The 24,521-nt window shown below is 74.1% G+C and carries 16 protein-coding genes; 10 read left to right on the top strand and 6 right to left on the bottom strand.

Annotated elements, in window-relative coordinates:
• Positions 1-4 precede the first annotated feature (4 nt).
• Positions 5-1,171 carry an anhydro-N-acetylmuramic acid kinase gene (locus tag ACFYON_RS13650; protein ID WP_354865438.1) on the top strand — a complete coding sequence of 389 codons (1,167 nt, stop codon included), beginning with the start codon at positions 5-7 and terminating at the stop codon, positions 1,169-1,171.
• 58 nt (positions 1,172-1,229) lie between these two features.
• Positions 1,230-3,176, top strand: a complete 1,947-nt coding sequence (dxs, locus tag ACFYON_RS13645; RefSeq protein ID WP_354865436.1) for a 1-deoxy-D-xylulose-5-phosphate synthase — start codon at positions 1,230-1,232, stop codon at positions 3,174-3,176.
• A 378-nt stretch (positions 3,177-3,554) separates the two neighbouring features.
• Here dxs and ACFYON_RS13640 read toward each other — a convergent pair whose 3' ends face one another.
• Positions 3,555-4,745 (bottom strand): hypothetical protein, encoded by a 1,191-nt coding sequence (locus ACFYON_RS13640; protein WP_354865434.1) that lies wholly within the window; start codon positions 4,743-4,745, stop codon positions 3,555-3,557.
• Positions 4,746-5,105: 360 nt separating this feature from the next.
• Here ACFYON_RS13640 and ACFYON_RS13635 point away from each other — a divergent pair, with 360 nt between their 5' ends.
• Together ACFYON_RS13635 and ACFYON_RS13630 are read left to right on the top strand one after the other, a co-directional pair.
• Positions 5,106-6,827, top strand: a complete 1,722-nt coding sequence (locus tag ACFYON_RS13635; RefSeq protein ID WP_354865989.1) for a hypothetical protein — start codon at positions 5,106-5,108, stop codon at positions 6,825-6,827.
• Positions 6,785-8,566: a hypothetical protein gene (locus ACFYON_RS13630; protein ID WP_354865432.1), complete on the top strand. Its 1,782-nt coding sequence runs from the start codon at positions 6,785-6,787 to the stop codon at positions 8,564-8,566. The genes ACFYON_RS13635 and ACFYON_RS13630 overlap by 43 nt, the downstream gene beginning before the upstream one ends.
• Before the next feature lie 10 nt (positions 8,567-8,576).
• On the opposite strand, the gene ACFYON_RS13625 is transcribed toward ACFYON_RS13630, so the two are convergent.
• A complete protein-coding gene (locus tag ACFYON_RS13625; protein ID WP_387187526.1) occupies positions 8,577-10,445 on the bottom strand; it encodes a hypothetical protein in 1,869 nt (622 codons plus the stop codon).
• A gap of 93 nt (positions 10,446-10,538) precedes the next feature.
• Between ACFYON_RS13625 and ACFYON_RS13620 the strand changes: the two genes are divergently transcribed.
• Both ACFYON_RS13620 and ACFYON_RS13615 read left to right on the top strand, forming a co-directional pair.
• Complete coding sequence (locus tag ACFYON_RS13620; protein WP_354865431.1) at positions 10,539-11,777, top strand: PQQ-binding-like beta-propeller repeat protein; 1,239 nt, start codon at positions 10,539-10,541, stop codon at positions 11,775-11,777.
• The gene (locus tag ACFYON_RS13615; protein WP_354865429.1) at positions 11,774-13,066 is read left to right on the top strand and encodes a PQQ-binding-like beta-propeller repeat protein; all 1,293 of its coding nucleotides are present in this window, start codon (positions 11,774-11,776) and stop codon (positions 13,064-13,066) included. The genes ACFYON_RS13620 and ACFYON_RS13615 overlap by 4 nt, the downstream gene beginning before the upstream one ends.
• Here the strand turns inward: ACFYON_RS13615 and ACFYON_RS13610 are convergent, their stop codons facing one another.
• Positions 13,067-14,299 carry a peptidase C39 family protein gene (locus ACFYON_RS13610; RefSeq protein ID WP_355096084.1) on the bottom strand — a complete coding sequence of 411 codons (1,233 nt, stop codon included), beginning with the start codon at positions 14,297-14,299 and terminating at the stop codon, positions 13,067-13,069.
• Positions 14,300-14,821: 522 nt separating this feature from the next.
• Between ACFYON_RS13610 and ACFYON_RS13605 the strand changes: the two genes are divergently transcribed.
• The 4 genes from ACFYON_RS13605 to ACFYON_RS13590 all read left to right on the top strand — a co-directional run bounded on the left by ACFYON_RS13605 (position 14,822) and on the right by ACFYON_RS13590 (position 20,021).
• Positions 14,822-15,490 (top strand): response regulator transcription factor, encoded by a 669-nt coding sequence (locus ACFYON_RS13605; RefSeq protein ID WP_354865425.1) that lies wholly within the window; start codon positions 14,822-14,824, stop codon positions 15,488-15,490.
• Positions 15,487-16,653, top strand: coding sequence for a sensor histidine kinase (locus tag ACFYON_RS13600; protein WP_387189111.1), 1,167 nt, complete (start codon positions 15,487-15,489; stop codon positions 16,651-16,653). The genes ACFYON_RS13605 and ACFYON_RS13600 overlap by 4 nt, the downstream gene beginning before the upstream one ends.
• 212 nt (positions 16,654-16,865) lie before the next feature.
• Entirely contained in the window at positions 16,866-19,412 is a 2,547-nt protein-coding gene (locus tag ACFYON_RS13595; protein WP_354865423.1) for a malectin domain-containing carbohydrate-binding protein, read from the top strand.
• A gap of 222 nt (positions 19,413-19,634) precedes the next feature.
• Positions 19,635-20,021, top strand: a complete 387-nt coding sequence (locus tag ACFYON_RS13590) for a VOC family protein (protein WP_354865421.1) — start codon at positions 19,635-19,637, stop codon at positions 20,019-20,021.
• A gap of 57 nt (positions 20,022-20,078) precedes the next feature.
• Here the strand turns inward: ACFYON_RS13590 and ACFYON_RS13585 are convergent, their stop codons facing one another.
• From ACFYON_RS13585 to ACFYON_RS13575, 3 genes are all read right to left on the bottom strand, one after another.
• A complete protein-coding gene (locus tag ACFYON_RS13585; RefSeq protein ID WP_354865419.1) occupies positions 20,079-20,852 on the bottom strand; it encodes a hypothetical protein in 774 nt (257 codons plus the stop codon).
• Positions 20,853-21,238: 386 nt separating this feature from the next.
• Positions 21,239-23,302 carry a 3-hydroxyacyl-CoA dehydrogenase NAD-binding domain-containing protein gene (locus ACFYON_RS13580; RefSeq protein ID WP_354865417.1) on the bottom strand — a complete coding sequence of 688 codons (2,064 nt, stop codon included), beginning with the start codon at positions 23,300-23,302 and terminating at the stop codon, positions 21,239-21,241.
• Positions 23,299-24,495, bottom strand: coding sequence for a thiolase family protein (locus ACFYON_RS13575; protein WP_354865415.1), 1,197 nt, complete (start codon positions 24,493-24,495; stop codon positions 23,299-23,301). The genes ACFYON_RS13580 and ACFYON_RS13575 overlap by 4 nt, the downstream gene beginning before the upstream one ends.
• Positions 24,496-24,521: the final 26 nt, after the last annotated feature.

Genomic DNA, 24,521 nt, shown 5'->3' with positions numbered 1-24,521 from the left:
CCCGATGAAGATCGTCGGGCTGATGTCGGGCACGTCGTACGACGGGGTGGACGTGGTGGCGGCCGAGTTCACCGCCGACGGTGACACGCTGCGGCTGCGCCCGCTCGGGCACCAGGAGCTGCCGTATCCGGACGACCTGCGGGCCGAGATCGGCGCGCTGCTGCCCCCGGCCGCCACCACGATCGAGGCGGTCTGCCGGCTGGACAACCGGCTCGGCGAGGTGTTCGCGGAGGCGGCGGCGGCCGGCGTCGAACTGGCGGGGGGCGCCGCCGACGCGGTGGTGTCGCCCGGGCAGACGGTCTTCCACTGGGTCGAGGACGGCCGGGTGCGCGGCACGCTCCAGCTCGGCGCACCGGCCCGGGTGGCCGCCCGGCTGGGCCTACCGGTGCTGCACGACCTGCGCTCGGCGGACGTGGCGGCCGGCGGCCAGGGCGCACCGCTGGTCCCGGCGTTCGACGCGCTGCTGCTCGACCCGGGCGCCGGTGCCTCCCCCCGGGCCGCGCTCAACCTCGGCGGCATCGCGAACCTCACGGTGGTCGCGCCCGGGGCACCCGTCCTCGGGTACGACGTGGGCCCGGCCAACGCGCTGCTGGACGCCGCCGCCCGGCGCTTCCTGGACCGGCCCTGCGACGTCGACGGCGTCCGCGCCGCGGCCGGGCGGGTGCACGGGGCGCTGCTGAACCGGCTGCTCGCCGAGCCGTACTACGCGGCGCCGCCGCCCAAGTCGACCGGCAAGGAGCTGTTCCACGGCGGCTACCTGGACGCCGCGCTGGCCGCGCTCGGCGAGCCGGTGGCCGGCGACGACGTGCTGGCCACGCTCACCGAGCTGACCGCCCGCACGGTGGCCGACGCCTGCGACCGGCACCGGGTCACCGAGGTGGTGGCCGCCGGCGGGGGAGTGCGTAATCCCACACTCCGGGCGCGACTGGCGGCGCTGGGCGAGGGGCGCTGGCGGCTGCGCACCACCGACGAGCTGGGCGTGCCGGCGCAGGCGAAGGAGGCGTACGCGTTCGCGCTGCTGGGCTGGCTGTCCTGGCACGGCCTGCCGGGCGCGGTCCCGTCGGTGACCGGGGCGTCCCGGGCCGCCGTGCTGGGCTCCTGGACCCCGGCCGGCCCGTCGGTCGCCGCGCCGCGCCCGCCCGCGCCCCGCCGGCTGGTGGTCGACGCCTGACCTGGGTCGATGCACGGCCAGGCTGCGGACTGTCGCGCGGCCGATAGACTCTCCGGTCATGAGTGTTGAAGAGGGCACGGCCAACCACGGCCGGCTGCTGGGCACCGTCCACGGCCCGCAGGACGTGAAGCGGATGACCGCCGAGCAGCTGGACATCCTCGCCGCCGAGATCCGTGACTTCCTGATCGCCAAGGTCTCCCGCACCGGCGGGCACGTCGGCCCCAACCTCGGTGTGGTCGAGCTGACCCTCGCCATGCACCGGGTCTTCGACTCGCCGCGCGACCGGCTCCTCTTCGACACCGGCCACCAGGCGTACGTGCACAAGATCCTCACCGGCCGGCAGGAGGGCTTCGACAAGCTCCGCCAGCGCGGTGGCCTCTCCGGCTACCCCAGCCAGGCGGAGAGCGAGCACGACCTGATCGAGAACTCGCACGCCTCCACCGCCCTGTCGTACGCCGACGGGCTCGCCAAGGCGTACGCGCTGCGCGGCGAGAAGCGCTCAGTGGTCGCCGTGGTCGGCGACGGCGCGCTCACCGGCGGCATGTGCTGGGAGGCGCTGAACAACATCGCCACCGCCGGCAACCCGCTGGTGATAGTGGTCAACGACAACGGCCGGTCCTACTCGCCGACCATCGGCGGCCTCGCCGACCACCTGTCGTCGCTGCGGCTCAACCCCGGCTACGAGAAGGTGCTCGACACCGTCAAGGACGCCCTCGGCAACACCCCGTTCGTCGGCAAGCCGATGTACGAGGTGCTGCACGCGGTCAAGAAGGGCATCAAGGACGCGGTCGCCCCGCAGGCCATGTTCGAGGACCTGGGCATCAAGTACGTCGGCCCGGTCGACGGCCACGACGTGCCGGCGGTCGAGGCGGCGCTGCGCGCGGCGAAGCACTTCGGCGGCCCGGTGATCGTGCACGCGGTCACCCGCAAGGGCTACGGCTACCGTCCCGCCGAGGACGACGAGGCGGACTGCCTGCACGGCCCCGGCGCGTTCGACGCCGAGACCGGCAAGCTGCTCGCCGTGCCGTCGGTGAAGTGGACGAACGTCTTCGCCGACGAGCTGGTCGCGATCGCCGACGAGCGCCCCGACGTGGTCGGCATCACCGCCGCCATGGCCGAGCCCACCGGCATCGCCACGCTCGCCCGCAAGTACCCGGAGCGGGTGTACGACGTGGGCATCGCCGAGCAGCACGCCGCCACCTCGGCGGCCGGCCTGGCGATGGGCGGCCTGCACCCCGTGGTCGCGGTCTACGCCACGTTCCTCAACCGCGCCTTCGACCAGGTCCTGCTGGACGTGGCCATGCACAAGCTGCCCGTCACGTTCGTGCTGGACCGGGCCGGCATCACCGGCCCGGACGGGCCCAGCCACTACGGCATCTGGGACATGTCCGTCTTCGGCGTGGTGCCCGGCCTGCGGATCGCCGCGCCCCGCGACTCGGCCACGCTGCGCGAGGAGCTGCGCGAGGCGGTCGCCGTGGACGACGGCCCGACCATCGTGCGCTTCCCGACCGGCACCGTGGCCGCCGACCTGCCGGCCGTTCGCCGGGTCGGCCCGGTGGACGTGCTGGCCGAGTCGGCGCGTACCGACGTGCTGCTGGTAGCTGTCGGCTCGTTCGCCGGCCTCGGCGTGGAGGTCGCCACCCGGGTCGCCGAGCAGGGGTATGGCGTGACTGTGGTCGACCCGCGTTGGGTGCGCCCGGTGCCGGCCGAACTCGTCGAGCTGGCCGCCTCGCACCGGCTCGTGGTCACCGTGGAGGACGGCGTGCGCATCGGCGGCGTCGGCTCGGCGCTGGCCCAGGCGATGCGCGACGCCGACGTCCGCGTACCGGTCAAGGACATGGGCGTGCCTGCCGACTGGCACCCGCACGGCACCCGCGCGCAGATCCTGGCCGACCTGCGGCTGACCGCGCAGGACGTGGCCCGCGACGTCACCGGCTGGATCTCCAGCCTGGACGCCGCCCCGGTCGACCCGGCCACCGCCGACGAGGCCCGAGCCCAGAACTGACCCACCCGCCCGCGCGGTTCCCGCCGGGTCTACGCGTCGATCTTGCATTTGCGGCCCTCCTGGTGTCGGCTTCGCTGATTTCGGAGGGCCGCAATCGCAAGATCGCGAGGGCCTGGTTTGCCCGTTTCACCCCGATCGAAGGGGCACCAACTGCAAGATCGCCGAGGTCGGGGCGAGCTCGTCCCTGTCGACCAAGGAGTTCGGGTGCGTGAGAGGCTGCCCGGGTGACTCAAACTCCTTGATCACCGGGGCGGTGCGGTGATCATGAGGTTGGCCGTAGATTGTGTCCGGTTTGTCGCCGTCAAGTTCATGATCGACGGGGTGGGGCGACCCCGGGGCGGCAGCGGGGCGGCAGCGGGGAGGGCGGGGGCAGCGGGGTCAGGGGGTGGGGAGGGAGCGGTACCAGGTTTTTTCGGTGCCGGCCAGGCTGAACGTCTGCCTCTGGTCGGTGTGCTCGACGACCACCAGGCCGGGACGGTCGACCAGGCGCGTCGTGCCGGGCGGGGCGGAGAACGAGGCGTCCCGGGTACGCCAGGACAGCACCGCCAGCGGGCGGCCCGGCATCGGCAGGTGGTACGCCTGAAGCGTGGTGGACCGGTCGGCGGGGGAGACCATCGGGGTGCCGCCGCCGGCCGGGCGGTAGACCACAGCCGTCATCGTCCCGCCCGAGGTTTCCCAGCTGAGCTGCTCCAGCTCGCCCGGCTCGCCGTCACCGAGAGCCACCGAGCCGAGCGAGCGAGTGGTGATCTTCGCCATCGGCCAGGACTCCGGCGCGGAGCGGGGCGCGTCGCGGTCGCCGATGCGCCGCGGCACGCTGCCGAACGGGCCCCGTTCACCAGCGAGCACGCAGGTGTCCAACCCGGTCAGCGCGCGCTTGCCGGCGCCCGTCTCGTCGCGTACCAGGGGGTAGCGGGGCGCTTCGGTGGCCGTACCCAGGTCGAGGACGCGGTCCGCGGCCCGGCCGCGCGGCAGCGACGTCGTGGGCCGCAGCGTCGCGGTCAACTCGACGGCCCGGCACTCCGGTACGGTAACCGGGTCGGTGAGGCCGTCGGTGCTGCGGAGCACCTTGCCGTCGGGCCCGGCCAGGCGCTCGACGCGGGCCGAGGTGAGGTAACGGCGACCGGCCGGCTCCCGCACCGGCAGCACGTCGGAGTAGACGAGGTAGCCGGCGTCGGTGTACTCGGTGGCGTGGGTGACCCGCCAGCGCTGCCCGTCCCGGTCGAGTTGCAGCAGCCAGGAGGCGGCTTCACCGGGCACGTCGGCGGCGACCAGGGCGAGCGCCGACCCGGCTACCTGACCGGAGAAGAGGATGCCGGAGGTGGGCATGTGCACCCGGTCGTCCACCGGGGAGCGCCAGCCACGTACCGCTGTGGTGATCGCGGCGGTGGCGGCGGTGTCGCCGGCCAGGCTGCCGCGCGGAGGCCAGACCGCGAGGGTGCCGTCGAGACTGTCGTAGCCGACCCGCAGGTCCGTCGGCCGCCGTTCGGCGACCGGCCCGCAACCGGTCGTGACCAGCAGCAGAGCTGCCAGCGCGATGCCCGTCGTAGCGCCTCGGCGGGCTGAAAGCACCCTGATCCCCTCGCCGGTCGTCGGTCGGAAGCCCACATGGTACGAGACGGCCGGTCACCTGGGCGCGCCCGGCTCACCCTTTCGGTCGGTCGGCCACTGCGGAACGTGACGGGCGATTCGGGTATCAATATCCGGCTCCGGTAGACTCCGCCGACTGTGACGCCTGCCGAGACCCGCGGCGCCTCGACGCCGGACGCCGCCGCCCCGACGGGCCACCGTGCCGCCACCCTGGACCCACCGCCGGTCACCGTCAGCGAGCCCGAGCCGGCGACCACCACCACTACCGAGCCGGGCACGGCGGAGGCGCCGGCCACGCCGGGCGCGCGGCGCGAGCGCCGGTGGCGGTGGACCCGCCGCCGGATCGACCTCACGGTGTACGGCGGATTCCTGCTCGCCGCGATCTGGGTGACCAGCGCCATCTGGGTCGACCCGGCCGGCCGGGTGGCCGCGCTCTACAGCAGCGACCCGGCGCAGGTGCAGTTCTTCCTGGCCCACTCGGTGCGGGTGGTGCTGCACGGCGAGTTCCCGTTCTTCACCGAGCAGTTCAACTACCCCGACGGCGTCAACCTGATGGCGAACACCGCCATCCTGGCGCTCGGCATCCCGATGGTGCCGGTGACCCTCCTGTTCGGACCGGCGGTCTCCTTCGTCACGCTCGTCACGCTCGGCCTGGCCGGCACCGCCGCCGCCTGGTACCGGGTGCTGTCCCGGCACCTGATCCGGCACCGTCCGGCCGCCGCCGTGGCGGCCTGGTTCTGCGGGTTCTCCCCGGCCATGCTGTCGCACGCCAACTGGCACCCGAACATCATCAGTCAGTTCCTGCTGCCGTTCATCGTGTGGCGGGCGCTGGTGCTGACCCGGTCGGCCCGGCCGGTCCGCGACGGCGTGCTGCTCGCGCTGCTGGTCACCGCGCAGGCGTTCATCAACGAGGAGATCCTGCTCTTCACCGCGCTGGGCCTCGGCGTGTTCCTGATCGCCGTGGTGGTGCAGCAGCGCGAGCGGTGGACGACGGCCTGGCGTCCGCTCGGTGCCGGGCTGGCGGTCTGCGCGGCGCTGGCCGGGGCGCTGCTGGCGTACCCGCTGTGGGTGCAGTTCGCCGGGCCGATGGCGTACCACGGGCTCAGCGACGCGGTGCGCGACTACGGCAACGACATCGCCGCGTTCTTCGCGCCCGGCTCGCCCACGTTCGGCGGCAACGAGCGCGCCAACGTCAACCTCGCGCCGAACTACTCCGAGGAGAACGCGTTCTTCGGCTGGAGCCTGTCGCTGCTGGTCGTGGGCATCGTGGTGTGGCTGCGCCGCGACGTGATCGTCCGCGCGCTCGCCGCCACCGGGCTGTTCTTCGCCGTGCTCTCCCTCGGCGAGCGGATCTCCTGGTGGGACCGGGAGATCGCCACCGGACCGTGGGAGCTGCTGGTGCGGCTGCCGCTGCTCGACGCCGTGGTGCCGACCCGCTTCGGTCTGATCACCGGCGTGACGGTGGCGATCCTGCTCGCGTACGCGGTCCGGCGCTCCTGGGCGCTGCGCGGCGTGGACCGGCCCACCGCCCGCAGGCTCACCGCCGCGGGCCTGGTCCTCGCGCTGCTGCCGATCGCGCCGATGCCGCTGCAGGTCACCACGCGGGAGCCGGTGCCGGAGTTCATCACCGCCGACCGCTGGCGCAGGTACGTCGGACCGGACCAGACGCTCGTCTCCGTGCCGGTGCCCGCGATGGGCAACACCGACCCGATGCGCTGGGCGGCCAGCACCAACCTCGACTTCAAGATCCCCGGCGGCTACTTCCTCGCGCCGCGCAACGGTGTCACCGGCGACCCCGGACGCTTCGGCGGCCGGCCCAGTGGCATCGGCGAGATGCTGCGCGAGGTGTCCTCGACCGGCCGTACGCCGAAGCTGGACGATCGGCAGCGCCGTCGCTACCTGGACGAGCTGCGGCACTGGAACGCGGCGCTGGTGGTGCTGCCGCGCGACGAGCAGAACGCCGAGCCGCTGCGCCGGACCGTGGAGCAGTTGGTCGGCCCCGGCCGGCAGGAGCTGGACGTGTGGCTGTGGGACGTGCGGAAACTGACCAGCCGGTCCGCCTGACCGAACCGGCGGCCCCCGCCCCCGCGCCCCGCCGCCGGCCCCGTCCGGTCGACGCGCTGGTGGTGGCCGGCTACCTCGGTCTCGCCGTGCTGCTCACCACCGGCCAGTGGCGCCGGCCGGAACGGCTGTTCCACCAGGCCGGCGACCAGATGCTGTTCGAGTGGATGCTGGCCCGGGCCGCCCGCGCGGTCACCGGCGGCGAGAACCCGCTCCACAGCGGCGCGCTGAACGCCCCGGACGGGGTGAACCTGATGGCGAACACGTCGGTGCTCGGGCTGGGCGTGCCGCTCACCCCCGTCACCCTCGTCTTCGGCTCCCAGACGGCCTTCCTCGTCGCCGTGACGCTCAGCCTCGCCGGCACCGCCACCGCCTGGTACGCGCTGCTCGCCCGCCGGCTGGTCCGCTCCCGGGCCGCGGCCGCGGTGGGCGGCCTGTTCTGCGGCTTCGCCCCGGGCATGGTGGCGCAGGCCGGGGCGCACCTGCACATGGCCGCGCAGTTCCTGGTGCCGGTGATTCTCGCGCTGGTGTTCCGGCCCGCCTCCGACCGGGTCCGGCGCGACGGCGTGCTGCTCGGGCTGGCCGTCGCGTACCAGGTGTTCCTCGGCGAGGAGGTGCTGGTCTTCCTGGCGCTCGCGGCCGGGGTGTTCGCCGGGGCGTACGCGCTCGCCGACCGGGCCGCCGCGCGTCGGCTGGCGCCGGTGGTGGCCCGCCGGCTGGGCATCGGCGCGCTGGTCGCGGGCGTGCTGCTGGCGTACCCGCTGTGGTTCCAGTTCGCCGGGCCGGGCCACTACCGGGGGATGCCGTTCCACACCGAGGGTTACCGGCTGGACGTGGTCTCGTTCGCCGCCACCGCCCGGCAGACCGTCGCCGGGGACGCCCGCCGGGCCGGGTTGCTGTCGCCGAACCCGACCGAGCAGAACTCGTTCTTCGGGCCGTTCCTGCCGCTGCTCGCCGTACTCGTGGTGGTGCGGCTGTGGCGGCGGCCGCTGGTGCAGGCGCTCGCCGCGTGCGGTCTGCTGTTCGCGCTGCTGTCGCTCGGCACGAGCGTGGTGGTGAACCGGCACGACACCGGCGTGCCCGGCCCGTACCGCCTGCTCGCCGACGTGCCGCTGCTGGACCTGGTGGTGCCGGCGCGGTTCGCGCTGGTCTGCGTTCCGGTGCTCGGGGTGCTGCTGGCGCTGGCCCTGGACCGGGTCCGGGGCGGCGGCGTGCGCACCTGGGCGCCGTGGGCCGCCGCGGTCGCCGCCGCGCTGCTGCCGCTGGCGCCGACGCCGATCCGCACGGTGCCGGTCCCGCCGGTCCCGGCCGTGGTGTCCGGCGGCGGCTGGCGGGAGTACGTGCCACCGGGCCGGACGCTGGTGCCGGTGCCGCCGGTGACCGGAGCGGCGGTCAGCCCCGCCATGTTCTGGTCGGCGCGCACCGCGCTGGCGTTCGACGCGCCCGGTGGGTACTTCATCGGCCCCCGCTCGGCCACCGACGAGGCCGCCCGCTGGGGCGCGCCGGACCGGCCCACGTCGCTGCTGCTGCGCCGGGCCGCCGAGACCGGCCGGGTGCCGCCGGTCGGCGAGGCGGAACGCCGGCAGGTCGCCGACGACCTGCGGCACTGGCGGGCGGCGGCGCTGGTGCAGGCCGGCTCGACGCCCGGCGACCCGGTACGCGCCACTGTGGACGCGCTGGTCGGCCCCGGCCGGGACGTGCCGGGCGGGCACCTGTGGGACGTCCGCCCGCTCGTCGGCTGACCGGCAGGGGTCACACCCGGTCGCGCACGTCCCAGAGCCACACGTCGTCGACCCGCTGCGGCGGGCCGAGCAGCTCGGCCATCAGGTCGCGCAGCACCGCCTCGCGCGGGCCCGACCCGAGCACCACCACCGAGGCCCGCCAGAAACGCAGGTCGTCCACGGCCTGGCGGCGGTTCTCCTCGGTGATGTCCGGCACCTCGCGTGCGTCCATCGTGGAGTAGATGAGCGTGCTGGTGGGGCGGTTCGGGGCGCCGAAGACGCCCTCACCGCGTTCGTTCGGGCCGATGAAGTAGCCACCCGGGACCGGGAACTCGTGCCCGGTCAGCGCGCTCCAGCGCAGCGTGTGCAGCCCGTGCACGTTGCTGGGGATGGGCACCGGCACGAGCGTGCGGCCCTCCGGCACGTACGGCCGCCAGCCGCCCGCGGTGATGAAGTGCGGCGGCGGGTCGATCCGCTCCGCCGGCAGCGGGCGCGGGATCAGCGGCACCACGGCGGCGGCGATCGCGACGAGCCCGGCCAGGCGAAGGACCCGGCGGCGCGTGTCGCGCCGGGCCGCCTCGCCGTCGCCGTCGTCCGGGCTGTCGTCGGCGGCGGCGCGGGGGGCGGGCACCGGCGGCCGGCCGGCCCCGGCCAGCGTGTCCCACGCCAGGGCGAGCAGCACGCCGACGGCGGCCACCACGATCAGGCTCAACCGGGTCGGCATCATCATCTCGACCAGCGGCAGGTCGTCCGGCACGTACGCCCACGGCCCGTCGATGTCGGTCTCCGCGCCGTTGAACCGCACGACGGGGCCGATCGAGGCGATCGTGAACACGACCACCAGCACGGCCAGGATCCGGGCCGGCACCGACCGGCGGACCAGCAGCACCAGCGCGGCCAGCGCCACCAGCACCAGCGGCCAGCCGAACCAGGTGTTCTGCTCGGTCAGGCCGATGGTCTTCTCCACCGCCTCGTCGCCGGCGATCGTGTCCCGGGCGAACGTGACGAAGGCAACCAGGTCCTCGCCCCAGTTGTGGAAGACGCCGCCCTGCAGGCCGCGGTAGGACTGCGGGCCGTTGAACTGGAACCAGATCGGGTACGCGGTCAGCAGCAGCGCCAGGCCGCCGCCGACGCCGATCGCGGCCAGGAACGACAGGGCCCGCTCCCGGGCCGCGCGGGGGCGCTGCACCGCGTACACCACCACGACGACCAGGCAGGCCAGCGCGGTGAGCAGCAGCATCTCCTCGTTGATGAAGATCTGGTACGCGACCAGCAGCCCGAGCGCCAGCCCGTTGCGCCGCCAGCGGCCCGGCTCGCCCAGGCGCAGCACCCGCGCCACGATCAGCGGCAGCAGGAAGTTCGACACGAAGTTGGGCTGTCCGTTGGCGTGGTGCACGATGCCCGGCGCGAAACCGAGGAACGCGCCGCCGACGAACGCCGCGCCCCGGGAGCGGACCAGGTGCCGGGACAGCACCCAGTACGACGTGGCGGCGGTCGCGGACAGCGCGGCGCCCAGATAGAGCGCGTACATCACCTGCGGGCCGAGCAGCAACGTCAGCGGCGCCAGCGGCAACGTCACCCCGAGCAGCGAGGTGTTCGCCATCATGTTCACCCCGTCCGGCGCGTTCTGCCGGGTGGTGAACAGCGGGTTCTCCAGGTGCTGCACGGAGTACGCGCCGTGGGCGAACAGCCACTCGAACCAACTGTGGTCGGTGGGCAGGTGCGAGGAGACCCGGTTCTCGACGTCGCCCCAATAGTTGAGGCAGACGAGGACACCGAGCAACACATAGGCTCCGATGGCCAGCACGTCGGCGCGGGCCGGCCGGCGACGGGCGCGGCGCGGCGGGTCGGCCACGACGGCGTCCGCCTCGACGGACGAGGGGTTCAACGAGGGGTCCACCACGGGCACGGCCACGACGCGCCATCGTACAGGCGGATCGTCACGTGTCCGGTCACGGCCGGGCGGCGGCCCGGCGCGCGGGAGAGGATGGCCGTGACCGTCATCGATCTGGGGGAGTTGAGCGACGCCTCGCCCGGTCCGGCCCCGCGCCCGCCGCGTGCCGTCGGGCGTCCGTTCCGCAGCCTGTTGGTGCTGCTGGTGGCGCTGCTCACGCTCACCGCCGCGGCACCGCCCCGGCACCCGGCGGAGTGGACGCTGCCCGGCGGGCTGGGATCGGCCGTGTTCGTCTCCGGCGAGGTGGTGTACGTGGTGCGGCCAAACCGCGGTGACGGGCGGGAACTCGTCGCGTACCGCGGAGAACGGGAACTGTGGCGCAGTCCGCTGCCCGGAGCCGGGACCGCCGTGTCGGTGTGGCAGCAGGACGGCCGGGTGATGGTGACCGGCCCGACCGGCGACGACACGGCCTGGGAGACGGTGACGTACGACGCGGCCACCGGCGCGGACGTCTGGCGCCGGCGCGGCGTCGCGTTCGCGGTCGGCGGGGTGCTGCTGTCGCAGTCCGCCGCATCCGATCCCAGCCCGTCGATCACCCGGGTCGACCCGGCCGACGGAAGGACGATGTGGACGATGCCCTCGACGGGCATGCTGGGGCTCGACTACGGCTCCGGGGCGGAACGCATGGTTTTGTCCCCGGTGACCGGGCAGACGGTGGTCGTGGACGCGCGCACCGGCGCGCGGGTCGCGGCCCGGGACCTGCACCCGGTGCGACCGCCCGCCCAGCGCCAGGTGCTGACCGTCGGCGGGCTGCTGCTGGAGATCCGCGACGCCGACGGGACCGTCGAGGCGTACGACCTGGACACGCTGCGACCGCGCTGGACCGTCGAGCAGAAGTTCGTCGACTACGTCGACAACTGCGGCGCCCTGCTCTGCGCCGCCCGCCCGGCCGGCGGGATGACAGCGCTCGACCCGGCGACCGGCGCCGTGCTCTGGAGCGCGGACCGGTGGGCGGGCGTCGCGGCGTCGCGCGGCGACCGGCTGCTCGTCGGCGACACCGCCACCGGCGCCGGCGGCCTGGCGGTGCTCGGCCAGACCGACGGGCATCTGATCGCCGAGCTGGACGGCTGGACCCTGGCCCCGCAACACGAGTCCGGCGGGCCGCTGCTGGCCACCCGGCCGCTGGGCGGCGGCCGGCAACTCCTGGCCGAGATGAACCTGTCCGGCGACCCGCCCCCGATCAGGGGAGTGATCACCGGCACCGACTGCACGACCAGCGTGAGGCTGCTGGTCTGCCGCAGGCCCGGCGGCGGCTTCCTGGTGCGGCGGCTGCCGTGAGCCCGGTGATCGAACTGGGGGAGATGCGGCACGGCGAGTCCGCCGACCAGCCGTACCCGGCGTCGCCGAGGCCGCCGCTGGGCAGGGTGGGGCGCGTCGTGCTGGCCGGCGCTCTGGTCCTGCTCGTGGTGACCGCCGCCGCCGGGCCGCCGCGCCGGCCCGAGCCGGTCCGGGTATCCGCCCCGCAGGGGGCCGCGTTCGTGATCCTGCCCGGCCGGGTGGTGGTGGCCGACGGCCCGGGCGCGATCGGCCGGGGTGGACGGGTGGTCACCGCGCACCGGCTGCCCGGCGGGGAACCCGTCTGGCGGTTCGCGCTGACCGCCGGGGACCACGTGCTCGGGCTCACCGCCGTGGGTGGCGGTCTGCTGGTGACGAGCAGCCCGGCCGGGGACGGCGACTCGGTGTCGGCGATGCTCGACCCGGCGACCGGCACGCTGCGCTGGCGGCATCCCGGCTACCCGGTGCGGACCGCGTCCGGCGGGTTGCTGCTGGAGAATCCGCAACCACCAGGCGCGGGCACCGTGCGGGCAGTGGACCCGGCCTCCGGCGCGGTGCGGTGGACGCTGCCGGTGCCGGGCCAGGAGGTGGGTTACCGCCATGACGACCACGGGGTGACGCAGCTCGTCCTGGTCACCCCGCAGGGCCGGGTGACCGTGTACGACGCGGACTCCGGCGCTGTCGCGCACACCGGCCGGGTGGCGCCCGTGGCCGAACGCGGCGCCTACCGGTACGCGCAGGTGGTGGCCGGTCTCCTGCTGGTCGAGGACGCCCGGGGCACGGTCATCGCGTACGGGCTGGACCGGCTCGACGAGCGGTGGAGCGTGCCGACCGGCTCCCGCGCCGGGCTCTGGTTCGCCGACTGCGCCGGCATGGTGTGCCTGCGCAACCAGAGGGGCGGTGCGCAGGCCCTGGACCCGGCGACCGGCCGTCCCGCCTGGTCGGACGAGCGCTGGCTCGGGCTGGGCCCGTTCGGCGACCGGCTGATCGCGGCCGAGCGCGGGGTGGGGGAGGAGCTGGAACTGTCGGCGCTGGACCCGCCGACCGGCCGGGTGCTGGCCCGGCTGGGCCGCTGGCGCGTCTCCGGCAACGACTTCCCGTCCGCGCCGCTGGTAGGGCTGCGCACGCTCACCGAGGACCGGACGCTCGTCGGCGCGCTGGACGTGGCTGCCGGCCAGGTGCGGATCCGGGGGATCCTGCCGGGTGCCTGGTCCGAGTGCGCGGACACGGGTACCGCGCTGGTGTGCCTGCGCCCGACCGGTGGCATGGCGATCTGGCCGGTCGGCCGCTGATCACCAGTTGGCCTGCGCCGGTGGCGGCGGCAGCGGCGTCGACTCCGGCCGCAGCACGTACGCGACCCCGCCGCTGCCCACCTGCCAGGCGCTCTCGAACGGTGCCCGCGGCACGACGCGGCGGACCCGCTCGTCGTCCGGCGCGTACGGGTCGTTGAGCACCGGGTCGCCGTCGGCGGTGAAGCCGGCCAGCACCATGAGGTGTCCCCGGGTGTCGTAGTCCAGTCCGGGCACCTGGCCGGCGGTGAACGCGGCCGAGACGATCAGCGGGATGCCGGCGGCCACGAACCGCTCCGCCTCGGCCAGCGAGCGCAGCCGGGTCACGAAGGCGTCCACCCCGTGCGTGGCCGCGTACGCCGTGTTGAACGGCCAGTTGCCCGGCCCGCCGAAGGCGTGGTCGTGGCAGTGCCGGGCGGCGTGCACCACCTGCGGGCGGGGACCGGGCGGCGCGACCCAGGCGTACCGGTCCGGGGTGGGGCCGGCGCCCCAGTAGTCGAGCACCATCGAAACGCAGGTGGGACTGCACCAGGAGTCGCCGCCGCCACCCCAGCGGCTCTCCCCGGAGGCGTGCAGCCGCTGCGCGTAGCGCGGCACGTCCAGCACCCGTCCCCACGCGCCGTCCGCTCCGCCGCCGGCCGCCTCCGCGCCGCCGGGCGGGTCGGTCGAGGCGACCACGCCCACCGTGCGCAGCACCGGGCCGGCGGGGGCGTCGAGCCGGCGGTGCATCGTCACGCGGGCCTGCCAGCCGGTCACCGTCGCGCCGGTCACCCGCAGCGTGTCGGCGGCGACCCGCGCCCGGTCGTCCTCCTGCCCGGGTACGGACGCGCGGTGCACCGCGCTGTCGTCGGCGGCCCAGTGACCCAGGTCGTACCAGCCGGTGGTGGCGGTGCCGTCTGCCCAGCCGCGCAGCTCGACGCGCAGCCAGCAGCCGGGCGGGGTGTCGGCGGTCCAGGAGGGCACCAGCTCGGTGACGGCGAAGCCGGCCTGCGTCACCGGGGAGGTCCAGGTGCCGGCGGCGTACTCGGCCGTGGTCCCGGAGTGCGGGTCGGTGTGCGTGACCCGGCCGGCCGCGCCGTCGAGCGTCAGCCCGTCCGGCCCGGCACGCAGCCCGTCCGCGTGACCACGGTCCCGGTCCGCCGGGAAGCGGAACCGGTGGTACGCGACGTCGCGGCCGGTCACGGGGAACCCGCCCGGCGTGGACGCGCCCCTGTGGCTGCTGCGCTTGTCGATCATCGTCGCCGAGCATCGCGTACCCGAAGGTTTTCTGCAACGGCGGGCGGCGGCCGCCGGTCGTGGCCGCCGTCCGCCTCTCGGTCACCACCCGTAGTCGCCGCCTGCTCCCCGGCATCGTCACCCCGCGCCCTTTGCTCTGCAGCCATCGACGCGACGGTGACCCACGGCTACCGCTGCGCATGAGGCTGCAGAGCAAAGGGCGCGGAGCGGCATCTTATGTGCCGGCGCCCGATTCACCGTTTCCGCTGGTAGGAGCGATCCGGGTGGCTCGGTGGTCCCTTCGGGTGAGCGAGTGGCCGTCACGGTATGTGATTCCGCGGCGAAGCGGTGTCCGAGTCGCACAGAGTGACCAGACCGGAGCCAGAGCAGCAGCGGAGCCGGTGCCGGGCGCGGTTCGCGCCCGCGCGCTTCGGCGGCGGCACGCCTCGCGCCCGTCGGCGGACGCCTCGGGGGTCGGCTCCTGCGGCGGCGGGTTTGGCCTGCCGCACTAGGTTGTCAGGGGTCACGAGGTGGGAGGCCGGGATGCGGGTACTGGTGGTCGAGGACGAGCGCAACCTCGCCGACGCGATCGCGCGCGGGCTGCGCAAGCGTGGGATGGCAGTCGACGTCGCCTACGACGGCGACGCCGGGCACGAGGCGGCGTTCGTCACCCGCTACGACGTGGTGATCCTGGACCGCGACCTGCCCGGCGTGCACGGCGACCGGATCTGCGCCGACCTGGCCGCCTCCGGCGCGCTGACCCGGGTGCTGATGCTGACCGCCAGCGGCACCGTCGCCGACCGGGTGGAGGGGTTGCAGCTCGGCGCCGACGACTACCTGGCCAAGCCGTTCGCGTTCGACGAGCTGGTGGCCCGCGTGCAGGCGCTCGGCCGCCGCGCCACCCCGGCGGCGCCGCCGGTGCTGGAGGTGGCCGACCTGGTGCTCGACCCGGCGCGCCGGGCGGTGAGCCGGGGCGGAGTGCCGCTCGACCTCACCAACAAGGAGTTCGGCGTGCTCGCCGAGCTGCTCAAGGCACGCGGCGCCGTGGTGTCCAGCGAGGAGCTGCTGGAGCGGGTCTGGGACGCCAACACCGACCCGTTCACCACGATCGTCCGGGTGACGGTGATGACCCTGCGCAAGAAGCTCGGCGACCCGCCGCTGATCGACACCGTCGTGGGCGCGGGATACCGCATCGGCGGGGTTCAGCAGTGACCACGCGGACCGCGCGCCGGGTGCGGCCGACGCTGCGGCTGCGGCTGACCCTTCTCAACGGCGTGCTGCTGGTCGGCGCCGGGGCGATTCTGGTGCTGCTGGCCTGGCTGCTGGTCCGCGACGCGCTGCGCCCCACCGACGAGCTGCTACCCGGCACCACGGTGGTGCTCAGTGACGGGCGCAGCCTCGACGCCGGGCAGTGGCAGCGGCAGCTGGTCGACGCCGCGTCGCAGGAGCTGCTGGTCAAGGGGCTGCTCGCGCTGGTCGCGATCAGCGTGGTCGGCGTGGCCGGGGCGTACCTGGTGGCCGGCCGGGCGCTGCGCCCGCTGCACCAGGTCACCGCCACCGCCCGCCGGCTCGGCGAGGCCACGCTCGACGAGCGGATCGGCTGGTCCGGCGCCGACGACGAGGTGGCCGAGCTGGCCGAGACGTTCGACGCCATGCTCGACCGGATCAGCGGCGCGTTCGAGACGCAGAAGCGGTTCGTCGCGAACGCCTCGCACGAGCTGCGTACGCCGCTGGCGGTGATGCGTACCGAAATCGACGTGACGCTCAGCGACGACGACGCCGACCTCGCCGAGTACCGCCGCATGGCAGGCGTGGTGCGCGACGCCTCCGAGCGCGCGAACGGGCTGGTCGACGCGCTGCTGGTGCTGGCGAGCAGCGAGGCGCAGACCGGGCGGCGGCTGGCCCGGCGTACCGAGTCGGACCTCGCCATCGGCACCGCCAACGCGCTGTCCGCCGTCTCCCGGGAGGTGGAGCGCATCGGCCTGAAGGTGCACACCTCGCTGCGCCCGGCGCCGGTGGTCGGCGATCCCGGACTGCTCGACCGGCTCGCCGGCAACCTGGTGGAGAACGCGGTCCGCTACAACCACCTGCACGGCCGGATCTGGGTCCGCACCGGCACCGACGGGGAGCGGTCCTGGCTGGTGGTGGGCAACACCGGCTTCGAGGTCGCCCCGGCCGACGTACCCGGCCTGTTCGAGCCGTTCCGGCGCGGCGGCCAGGAACGCACCGGCGCGCGTGGCTCCGGTCTCGGCCTGTCGATCGTCCGGGCCGTCAGCGACGCGCACGGCGGCACGGTCAAGGCGGTCGCCCAGCCCGGCGGCGGCCTGGAGGTGACTGTCACGCTTCCGTCGGCCGACCCGGCGGCGGCCACCTGACCGCCGACCCGGCCCGCCCGCCCGGCCGGCCGGTGAGGCCACCTCACCTTTTCGTGCGGACGGCCCCGGCTGTCCTGGCCGGACCGGACGGTGGTCGGCCCCGGCGGCGCGGTGGTCGGGCAGAATGCGCCGCCCGCGCTGGACGCGGAGCCGCTGATCAACGGAGAGTAAGCGCAGCGACGCCTCACCCTGCTCACCCACCGGAGCTGCCCGTGACCCACCACCCGGCCCCGCGCCGCCGCCGTCTTCTCGCGGTCCTCACCGCCGGCGCCCTGACCGTCGCCGGTCTCTCTCCGGCCACGCCCGCGGCCGCCGCCGCGCCCGGCCACGACAAAGTGGTCCACACCGTCCCCTCCGCCGCCTCGCCCGACGTCCAGGACGGCTCGGTCGACGCGATCCACGACGCCGGTACGAAGATCATCGCGGGCGGCTCGTTCACGCGCGTGCAGAACCGCAACTCCGACGTCGACATCCCCCGCGACTACCTGCTCGCCTTCGACAAGGACACCGGGCAGGTGGACACCGCGTTCGCGCCCACGCTCGACAGCGAGGTGACGGCGGTCGTCGCCGGTCCCACGGCGGGCACGGTCTTCGTGGCCGGCAAGTTCAACACCGTCAACGGCGTGACCCGGCGCAAGGTGGCCCTGCTCGACGTCGCCACCGGGGCGGTCGTCACCAGCTTCGCGCCGCCGGCGTTCAACGGGCTGGTCAAGGACATCGCGCTGGTCGGCAACCGGCTGCTGGTCGGCGGCATCTTCACCACGGCCGGCAACCCCAACCCGCGCGGTGGGCTCGCCTCGCTCAACGCCACCACCGGCGCGGTCGACGGCTACCTCACCACCACCCTGACCGAGAACCACAACTGGGACGGCGTCAGCGGCGCCAAGGCCGGCGTCGGCGCGGAGAAGCTCGCCGTCTCCCCGGACGGCACGCAGCTCGTCGTCATCGGCAACTTCAAGAAGGCCGACGGGGTGCTGCGCGACCAGATCGTGAAGATCGACCTGGGCGCCACCGCCGCCACCGTCGCGGACTGGAACACGGCCCGCTACACGCCGCGCTGCAAGTGGCAGTCGTTCGACTCGTACGTCCGTGACGTGGCGTTCTCCCCGGACAACAGCTACTTCGTGGTGGTCACCACCGGCGCCCCGTACAGCGGCACGCTCTGCGACACCGCGGCCCGCTGGGAGGCCGGCGCGACCGGGTCCGGTCTCCAGCCGACCTGGGTCGACTACAGCGGCGGCGACACGTTCCTGTCCGTCGGCATCAGCGAGCAGGCGGTGTACGTCGGCGGCCACCTCCGCTGGCTCAACAACACCGCCGGCACCGACAACGCCCGAGCCGGCGCGGTCGGCCGGGCCAGCATCGCCGCGCTCGACCCGGTAAACGGCCTGCCGCTGTCCTGGAACCCGGGCCGGCACCCGCGCGGCATCGGCGCGTCCGAGATGCTCGTCACCGAGTCCGGGCTCTGGATCGGCGGCGACACCCTCTGGATCGGCAACTTCCAGTACCGCCGGGAGCGGATCGCGTTCTTCCCGCTCGCCGGCGGCAAGGCCGCGCACCCGACCACCACGGCGACGCTGCCCGGCAACGTCTATCAGGCCGGCCTGCCGCAGCCGACGAACGTGCTGTACCGGGTGAACGCGGGCGGCTCGGCGGTCGCCTCCACCGACGGCGGGCCGGACTGGTCGGCCGACACCAACTCCAGCCCCAGCCCGTACCGCAACTCCGGCAGCAGCACGTCCAGCTACACCACCGCCCCCACCGTGGACTCGACGGTGCCGGCCGGCACGCCGGCAACGATCTTCAACGACGAGCGGTACGACCCGTCCGGCGGTGCGGAAATGGCGTGGCAGTTCCCGGTGCCCACCGGCACCGAGGTGCACGTGCGGCTCTACCTGGCCAACCGGTACGCGGGCACCTCCGGCGCCGGCACGCGCATCTTCGACGTCGCGCTGGAGGGCGCTGTCGTCTTCGACGACCTCGACCTGTCCGCCAGCGCCGGGCACAACGTGGGCACCATGCGCGAGTTCACAGTGGTCAGTGACGGCTCGATCGACATCGAGTTCCGCCACGTACGGGAGAACCCGCTCGTCAACGCGGTCGAGATCGTCAAGACCGGGCCCCCGCCGAGCGGGACCGGCACGCCGGTGCAGGTGCGCTCGTACGACGGGCAGACCGCTGTGGGCGCGCCGGACCCGGTGGCCGACGCGGACGGGACCGTCTGGACGGGTGCGCGTGCCGCGTTCTGGGTCGGCGGGACCGTGTTCTACGGCGCCGACGGTGCGCTGTACCGGCGTACGTTCGACGGCACCACGTTCGGCACGCCCGAGCTGGTGGATCCGTACCACGACCCGTACTGGGACAACGTGATCACCAACTCCGGTCCGGACGGGCAGACGTACGTGGGCGTGACCACCGGCCTCTACGCCGAGATCCCGAACGTGACCGGCATGTTCTACTCCGGCGGGCGGCTCTACTACACCCTGACCGGGCAGAACGGCCTGTTCTGGCGCTGGTTCACGCCGGACGGCGGCGTGGTCGGCGCCGACCGGTTCTCGGTGGCCGGGGCGACCGGGTTCGCCGACGCGGGCGCGGTCTTCGTGGCCGGCGGCACGCTCTACAAGGTGAACCGGAACACCGGCGACCTGTCCGCCGTCGACTGGACCAACGGCGCTCCGTCGGGGACGTTCACGGTGCGCAGCGGCCCGGCCGTCGACGGCGTCGACTGGCGCGCGAAGGCGGTGTTCGTCGGCCCGTAGGCCCGGTGGCGAAGGGCCCCTCGCCGACACCCCGGTGTCGACGAGGGGCCCTTCCTCGCACGGTGGGTTGTCGGTGCGACCGGGCGGTGGAATGATCAATCGGGTCAGCCCGAGAGGCGGAAGGGGGTGTGGTCGATGTCCGTCGTGAACCGTCCCGCGCCCCACGTTCCCCGCTGACGTCCCCTACTCCGCCGGGGCGCGCTCCCCACAGGAGGAAGCACCATGAGTGCGCAGTTCCACTGCGTGACCGTCGAGTCCGACGACCCGTACACGCTGGCCGGCTGGTGGGCCCGAGTGCTCGACCGGCAGCTCGCCGCCGACGACCACCCGGACGACCCGGAGGCGGTCCTCGCCGCACCCGCCGGGCAGGGTCCCGACCTGCTGTTCGTCCGGGTGGGCGAGCGGCACGGCAAGGGCGCGTTCCATATCGACCTGCACCCGGCCGAGGGCACCCGGGACGAGGAGGTGGCGCGGCTGCGCGACCTCGGCGCCGCGTTGGTGGCCGACCGGCGCCGGCCGGACGGGAGCGGCTGGGTGGTGCTGGCCGACCCCGAAGGCAACGAGTTCTGCGTCTGCCGGAGCTGGGCCGAACGGGCCGCGTCCGCCTGATCCGGAAACGGCACCGGGCCCCCGCCGTGACGGCGGGGGCCCGGTGCGTGACGGGTGTCAGTCCTGCTTCTCGATCTCGCCGCGCAGCGCCACGAACTGCGACTGGAGTTCCGTCGCGGACTTGAAGTAGACCACCACCATGCCGAGGCTGCCCCGGTCGGCCCAGACGCAGACGGCCACCGGCACATCGGACGCCTTGCCGTCGGAGCACTTGGCGTCGCCGCCGAGCGGGCCCGCGTCGACCGTCTTGAAGTCCTTGGTGCCCAGCTCCGGGGTGACCGCCGTGACGGCGTCGTTCAGCTCCTTCTTCGGGTCGGCCATGACGCCGGACACGGCCACGATCATGACCAGGTCCTTCTTGGCCGGGTCGCCGTAGAACGCGCCGACGGTGCTGGTCGCGTCCGGCACGTCCTTGCTGAGGTCGGCCTTCATCTGCGCCGCGGCGTTCTGCAGCTGCGGGTCGGTGACCTTCGGCCGGCCGCCGAGCGTCTGCGGCTCGACCACCCGGGTCTTGGTGGCGGTGACCACCTCGTCGACCGTGTCCTTCGTGGCGAAGTAGGCGGCGACACCGCCGCCGACGCAGAGCACCAGGACCACCGCGAGGACGATCAGCAGGATCTTGCCGACGCCGGACTTCTTCGGCGGGACCGGCGCACCGAGCTGGCCGCCGTACTGCGGCTGCTGCGACGGGTAGTCACCGCCGTACTGCTGCTGCGGAGTCTGCGGGTAGCCACCGCCGTACTGCGGCTGCTGGGGCGGCTGGAAGCCGCCCGGCTGGTGCTGGGGAGGAGGGTAGTTGCCGGGGTAGGGACTGGACGGCGGCTGGGACATGTGGGCAGCTCCTGTGTGAAAACTGGACGCGTGATCGTAGCCAGGAGCACCGACACGCCGCTGTCCGCAGAAGGCCGGTGTGGCGAAACCGCGACCGACCCGTGACCTGCCCCGCGAACGCCGATGGGGGGGGGGGGGGGGGGGGGGGGGGGGGGGGGGGGGGCGGCCCCCCGCCCCCGCCCGCGGGGGGGGGGGCGGGGGGGGGGGCGGGGGGGGGGGGGGGGGGGGGGGGGGGGGGGGGGGGGGGGGGGGGGGGGGGGGGGGGGGGGTCCCGCCCCCCCCCCCCCCCCCCCCCCCCCCCCCCCCCCCCCCCCCCCCCGCGCGGCCGGCGGCCCCCCCCCCCCCCCCCCCCCCCCCCCCCCCCCGCGATCGATGCGTCGCGTCGGTCAGCGCAGGCTGGCCACGCCGCGCGGCAGGAACCGCTTGCCGGTCACCCGCTCGGAGGTGCCGGTCCGGTCCAGGTACGGCGTCACGCCGCCCAGGTGGAACGGCCAGCCGGCGCCGAGGATCATGCACAGGTCGATGTCCTGCGCCTCGGCGACGACACCCTCGTCGAGCATGAGCCGGATCTCCTGCGCCAGCGCGTCCAGCGCGTTCTGCCGGACCTGCTCGGCGGTGAGCGGCTGGTCGCCGACCACCAGGAGCTTCGCCACCTCGTCGTTGATCTCGTCGTCGACCACGATCGGCTGGCCCGAGTCGGCGATCCGCTTGAGGTTCTCGCTGACCCCGAACCGGTCCGGGAACGCCTCGTGCAGGGTGCCGCCGACGTGGTACGCCACGGCCGGCCCGACGAGCTGCAGCAGCGCCAGCGGGCGCATCGGCAGGCCCAGCGGGTCCAGCGCGCTGTTCGCCACGTCCAGCGGGGTGCCCTGGTCCACGGCCGCGAACACGGTGCCGAGGAAGCGGGTCAGCAGCCGGTTCACCACGAACGCCGGGGCGTCCTTCACCAGCACCGACGACTTCTTGAGCTGCTTGCCGACCGCGAACGCGGTGGCAAGCGTGGCGTCGTCGGTCCGCTCGCCGCGGACGATCTCCAGCAGTGGCAGCACCGCGACCGGGTTGAAGAAGTGGAAGCCGACCACCCGCTCCGGGTGCTCCAGCTCCGCGGCCATCTCGGTGATGGACAGCGAGCTGGTGTTGGTGGCGAGCACCGCCTCCGGCTTGACGATCTTCTCCAGCTCGGCCCAGACCTGCTTCTTGACGCCCAGGTCCTCGAACACGGCCTCGATGACGAAGTCGGCGTCGGCGAAGACGGACTTGTCGACCGAGCCGCTGACCAGGCCGTACAGCTTGGCCGCGGTGCCCTTGTCCATCCGGCCCTTGCTCACGGCCTTCTCGATCTGGGTGTGCACGTAGCCCACACCCTTGTCCACCCGGGACTGATCCAGGTCGGTCATCACGACCGGCACCTGGAGCCGCCGGGCGAACAGCAGCGCGAGCTGGCTGGCCATCAGGCCGGCGCCGACGATGCCCACCTTGGTGACCGGACGGGCCAGGCCCTTGTCCGGCGCCCCGGCCGGGCGCTTGGCCCGCCGCTGCACCAGGTCGAAGGCGTACAGGCCGCTGCGCAGCTCCTCGGAGAAGACCAGGTCCGCCAGGGCCTCGTCCTCCGCCGCGGTGCCGGTGGCGAAGTCGGCGTCCTTCGCCGTCTCCAGCAGGTCGAGCGCCTTGTACGCGGACGGGACCCCGCCGTGCAGCCGCTGGTCCAGGGTCTGCCGGGCGAAGTAGAGCACGCCCGCCCACATGTCCTTGTCGACCTCGGGCCGGGTGACCGCGACCTCGCCCCGGACCACGCCGGCGGCCCACTCCAGCGACCGCTCCAGGAAGTCGGCCGGCTCCAGCAGCACGTCCGCGATGCCCATCTCGGCCGCCTGCTTCGGCTTGAGCATCTTGTTCTGCATCAGCGGGTTCTGGATGATGACCTGCGTCGCGGCCGGGATGCCGATCAGGTTCGGCAGCAACTGCGTACCGCCCCAGCCGGGGATCAGGCCGAGCGAGACCTCGGGCAGCGCCAGGGCCGCCGCGCCCGCCGACAGCGTCCGGTAGTGGCAGTGCAGCGCCAGCTCCAGGCCGCCGCCCATCGCCGCGCCGTTGACGAACGCGAAGGTGGGGACGGTGCTGTCCTTGAGCCGGGCGAAGACCCGGTGGCCCAGCCGCCCGATCTCCAGCGCCTGCTCGCGGTTCTCCAGCGCGGGCAGGCTGGTGATGTCCGCGCCCACGCAGAAGATGTACGGCTTGCCGGTGACCGCGATGAACGCCGGCTCCGCCGCCAGCGCGGCGGTGATCGCCTCGTCCAGGCTGGTCAGGCCGCCCGGGCCGAAGCTGTTCGGCTTGGTGTGGTCGAAGCCGTTGTCCAGGGTGATGAGGGCGGCGGGCCGGTCCAGCCCGGGTACGGCCACCTGGCGCAGCAGCGCCTTGGTGACGACCTCGTTCGGTGCGGCGAGGCTCACTTGTCTCCACCCTCCCAGTGCGGGTTCTCCCAGATCACGGTGCCGCCCATGCCGATGCCGATGCACATGGCGGTGAGGCCGTAGCGGACCTCGGGGTGCTCGGCGAACTGGCGGGCGAGCTGGGTCATCAGCCGGACGCCGGAGGACGCCAGCGGGTGACCGATGGCGATCGCGCCGCCCCACGGGTTGACCCGCGGGTCGTCGTCGGCGATGCCGAAGTGGTCGAGGAAGGCGAGCACCTGCACCGCGAACGCCTCGTTCAGCTCGAACAGGCCGATGTCGTCGATGCTCAGGCCGGCGATGCGCAGCGCCTTCTCGGTCGACGGGATCGGGCCGACGCCCATCACCTCGGGCTCGACGCCCACGAAGCCGAACGACACCAGGCGCATGCCGACCGGCAGGCCCAGCTCGCGGGCGGTCTCCTCGGCGACCAGCAGCGCGGCGGTGGCGCCGTCGTTGAGGCCGGCCGCGTTACCGGCGGTGACCTTGCCGTGCGGCCGGAACGGGGTCTTCAGGCCGGCCAGCTTCTCCATCGAGGTGTCCCGGGGCGCCTCGTCCACGGTGGCCAGACCCCAGCCCGTCTCCGGGTCACGGGTCGCCACGGACACCAGGTCGCCCTGGAGCTTGCCGTTGGCGTACGCCTTCGCGGTCTTCTGCTGCGACGCCAGCGAGAACGCGTCGGTGCGCTCCTTGGTGATGTGCGGGACCCGGTCGTGCAGGTTCTCCGCGGTGGAGCCCATCACCAGGGCGGACGGGTCGACCAGCTTCTCCGCGACGATGCGCGGGTTGGGGTCGACGCCCTCGCCCATCGGGTGGCGGCCCATGTGCTCGACGCCGCCGGCGATGGCCACGTCGTACGCGCCCATGGCGATGCCGCTGGCCACTGTGGTGACGGCGGTCATCGCGCCGGCGCACATCCGGTCGATGGCGAAGCCCGGCACGGTCTTGGGCAGGCCCGCCAGCAGGGCGGCGGTGCGGCCGATGGTCAGGCCCTGGTCACCGATCTGGGTGGTGGCAGCGATGGCCACCTCCTCCACCTTCTCCGGCGGCAGCTGCGGGTTGCGGCGCATCAGCTCGCGGATGCAGCGGATCACCAGATCGTCGGCGCGGGTGTTGGCGTACATCCCACCCGCCTTGCCGAACGGGGTACGGACGCCGTCAACGAAGACGACATCCCGGACTTCACGGGGCACTTGGAGCCTCCCTCGGCACGGGCATT

Source organism: Micromonospora sp. NPDC005686 (assembly GCF_042871665.1).
GTDB lineage: Bacteria > Actinomycetota > Actinomycetes > Mycobacteriales > Micromonosporaceae > Micromonospora.
This window is presented reverse-complemented; position numbering and strand designations above follow the sequence as displayed.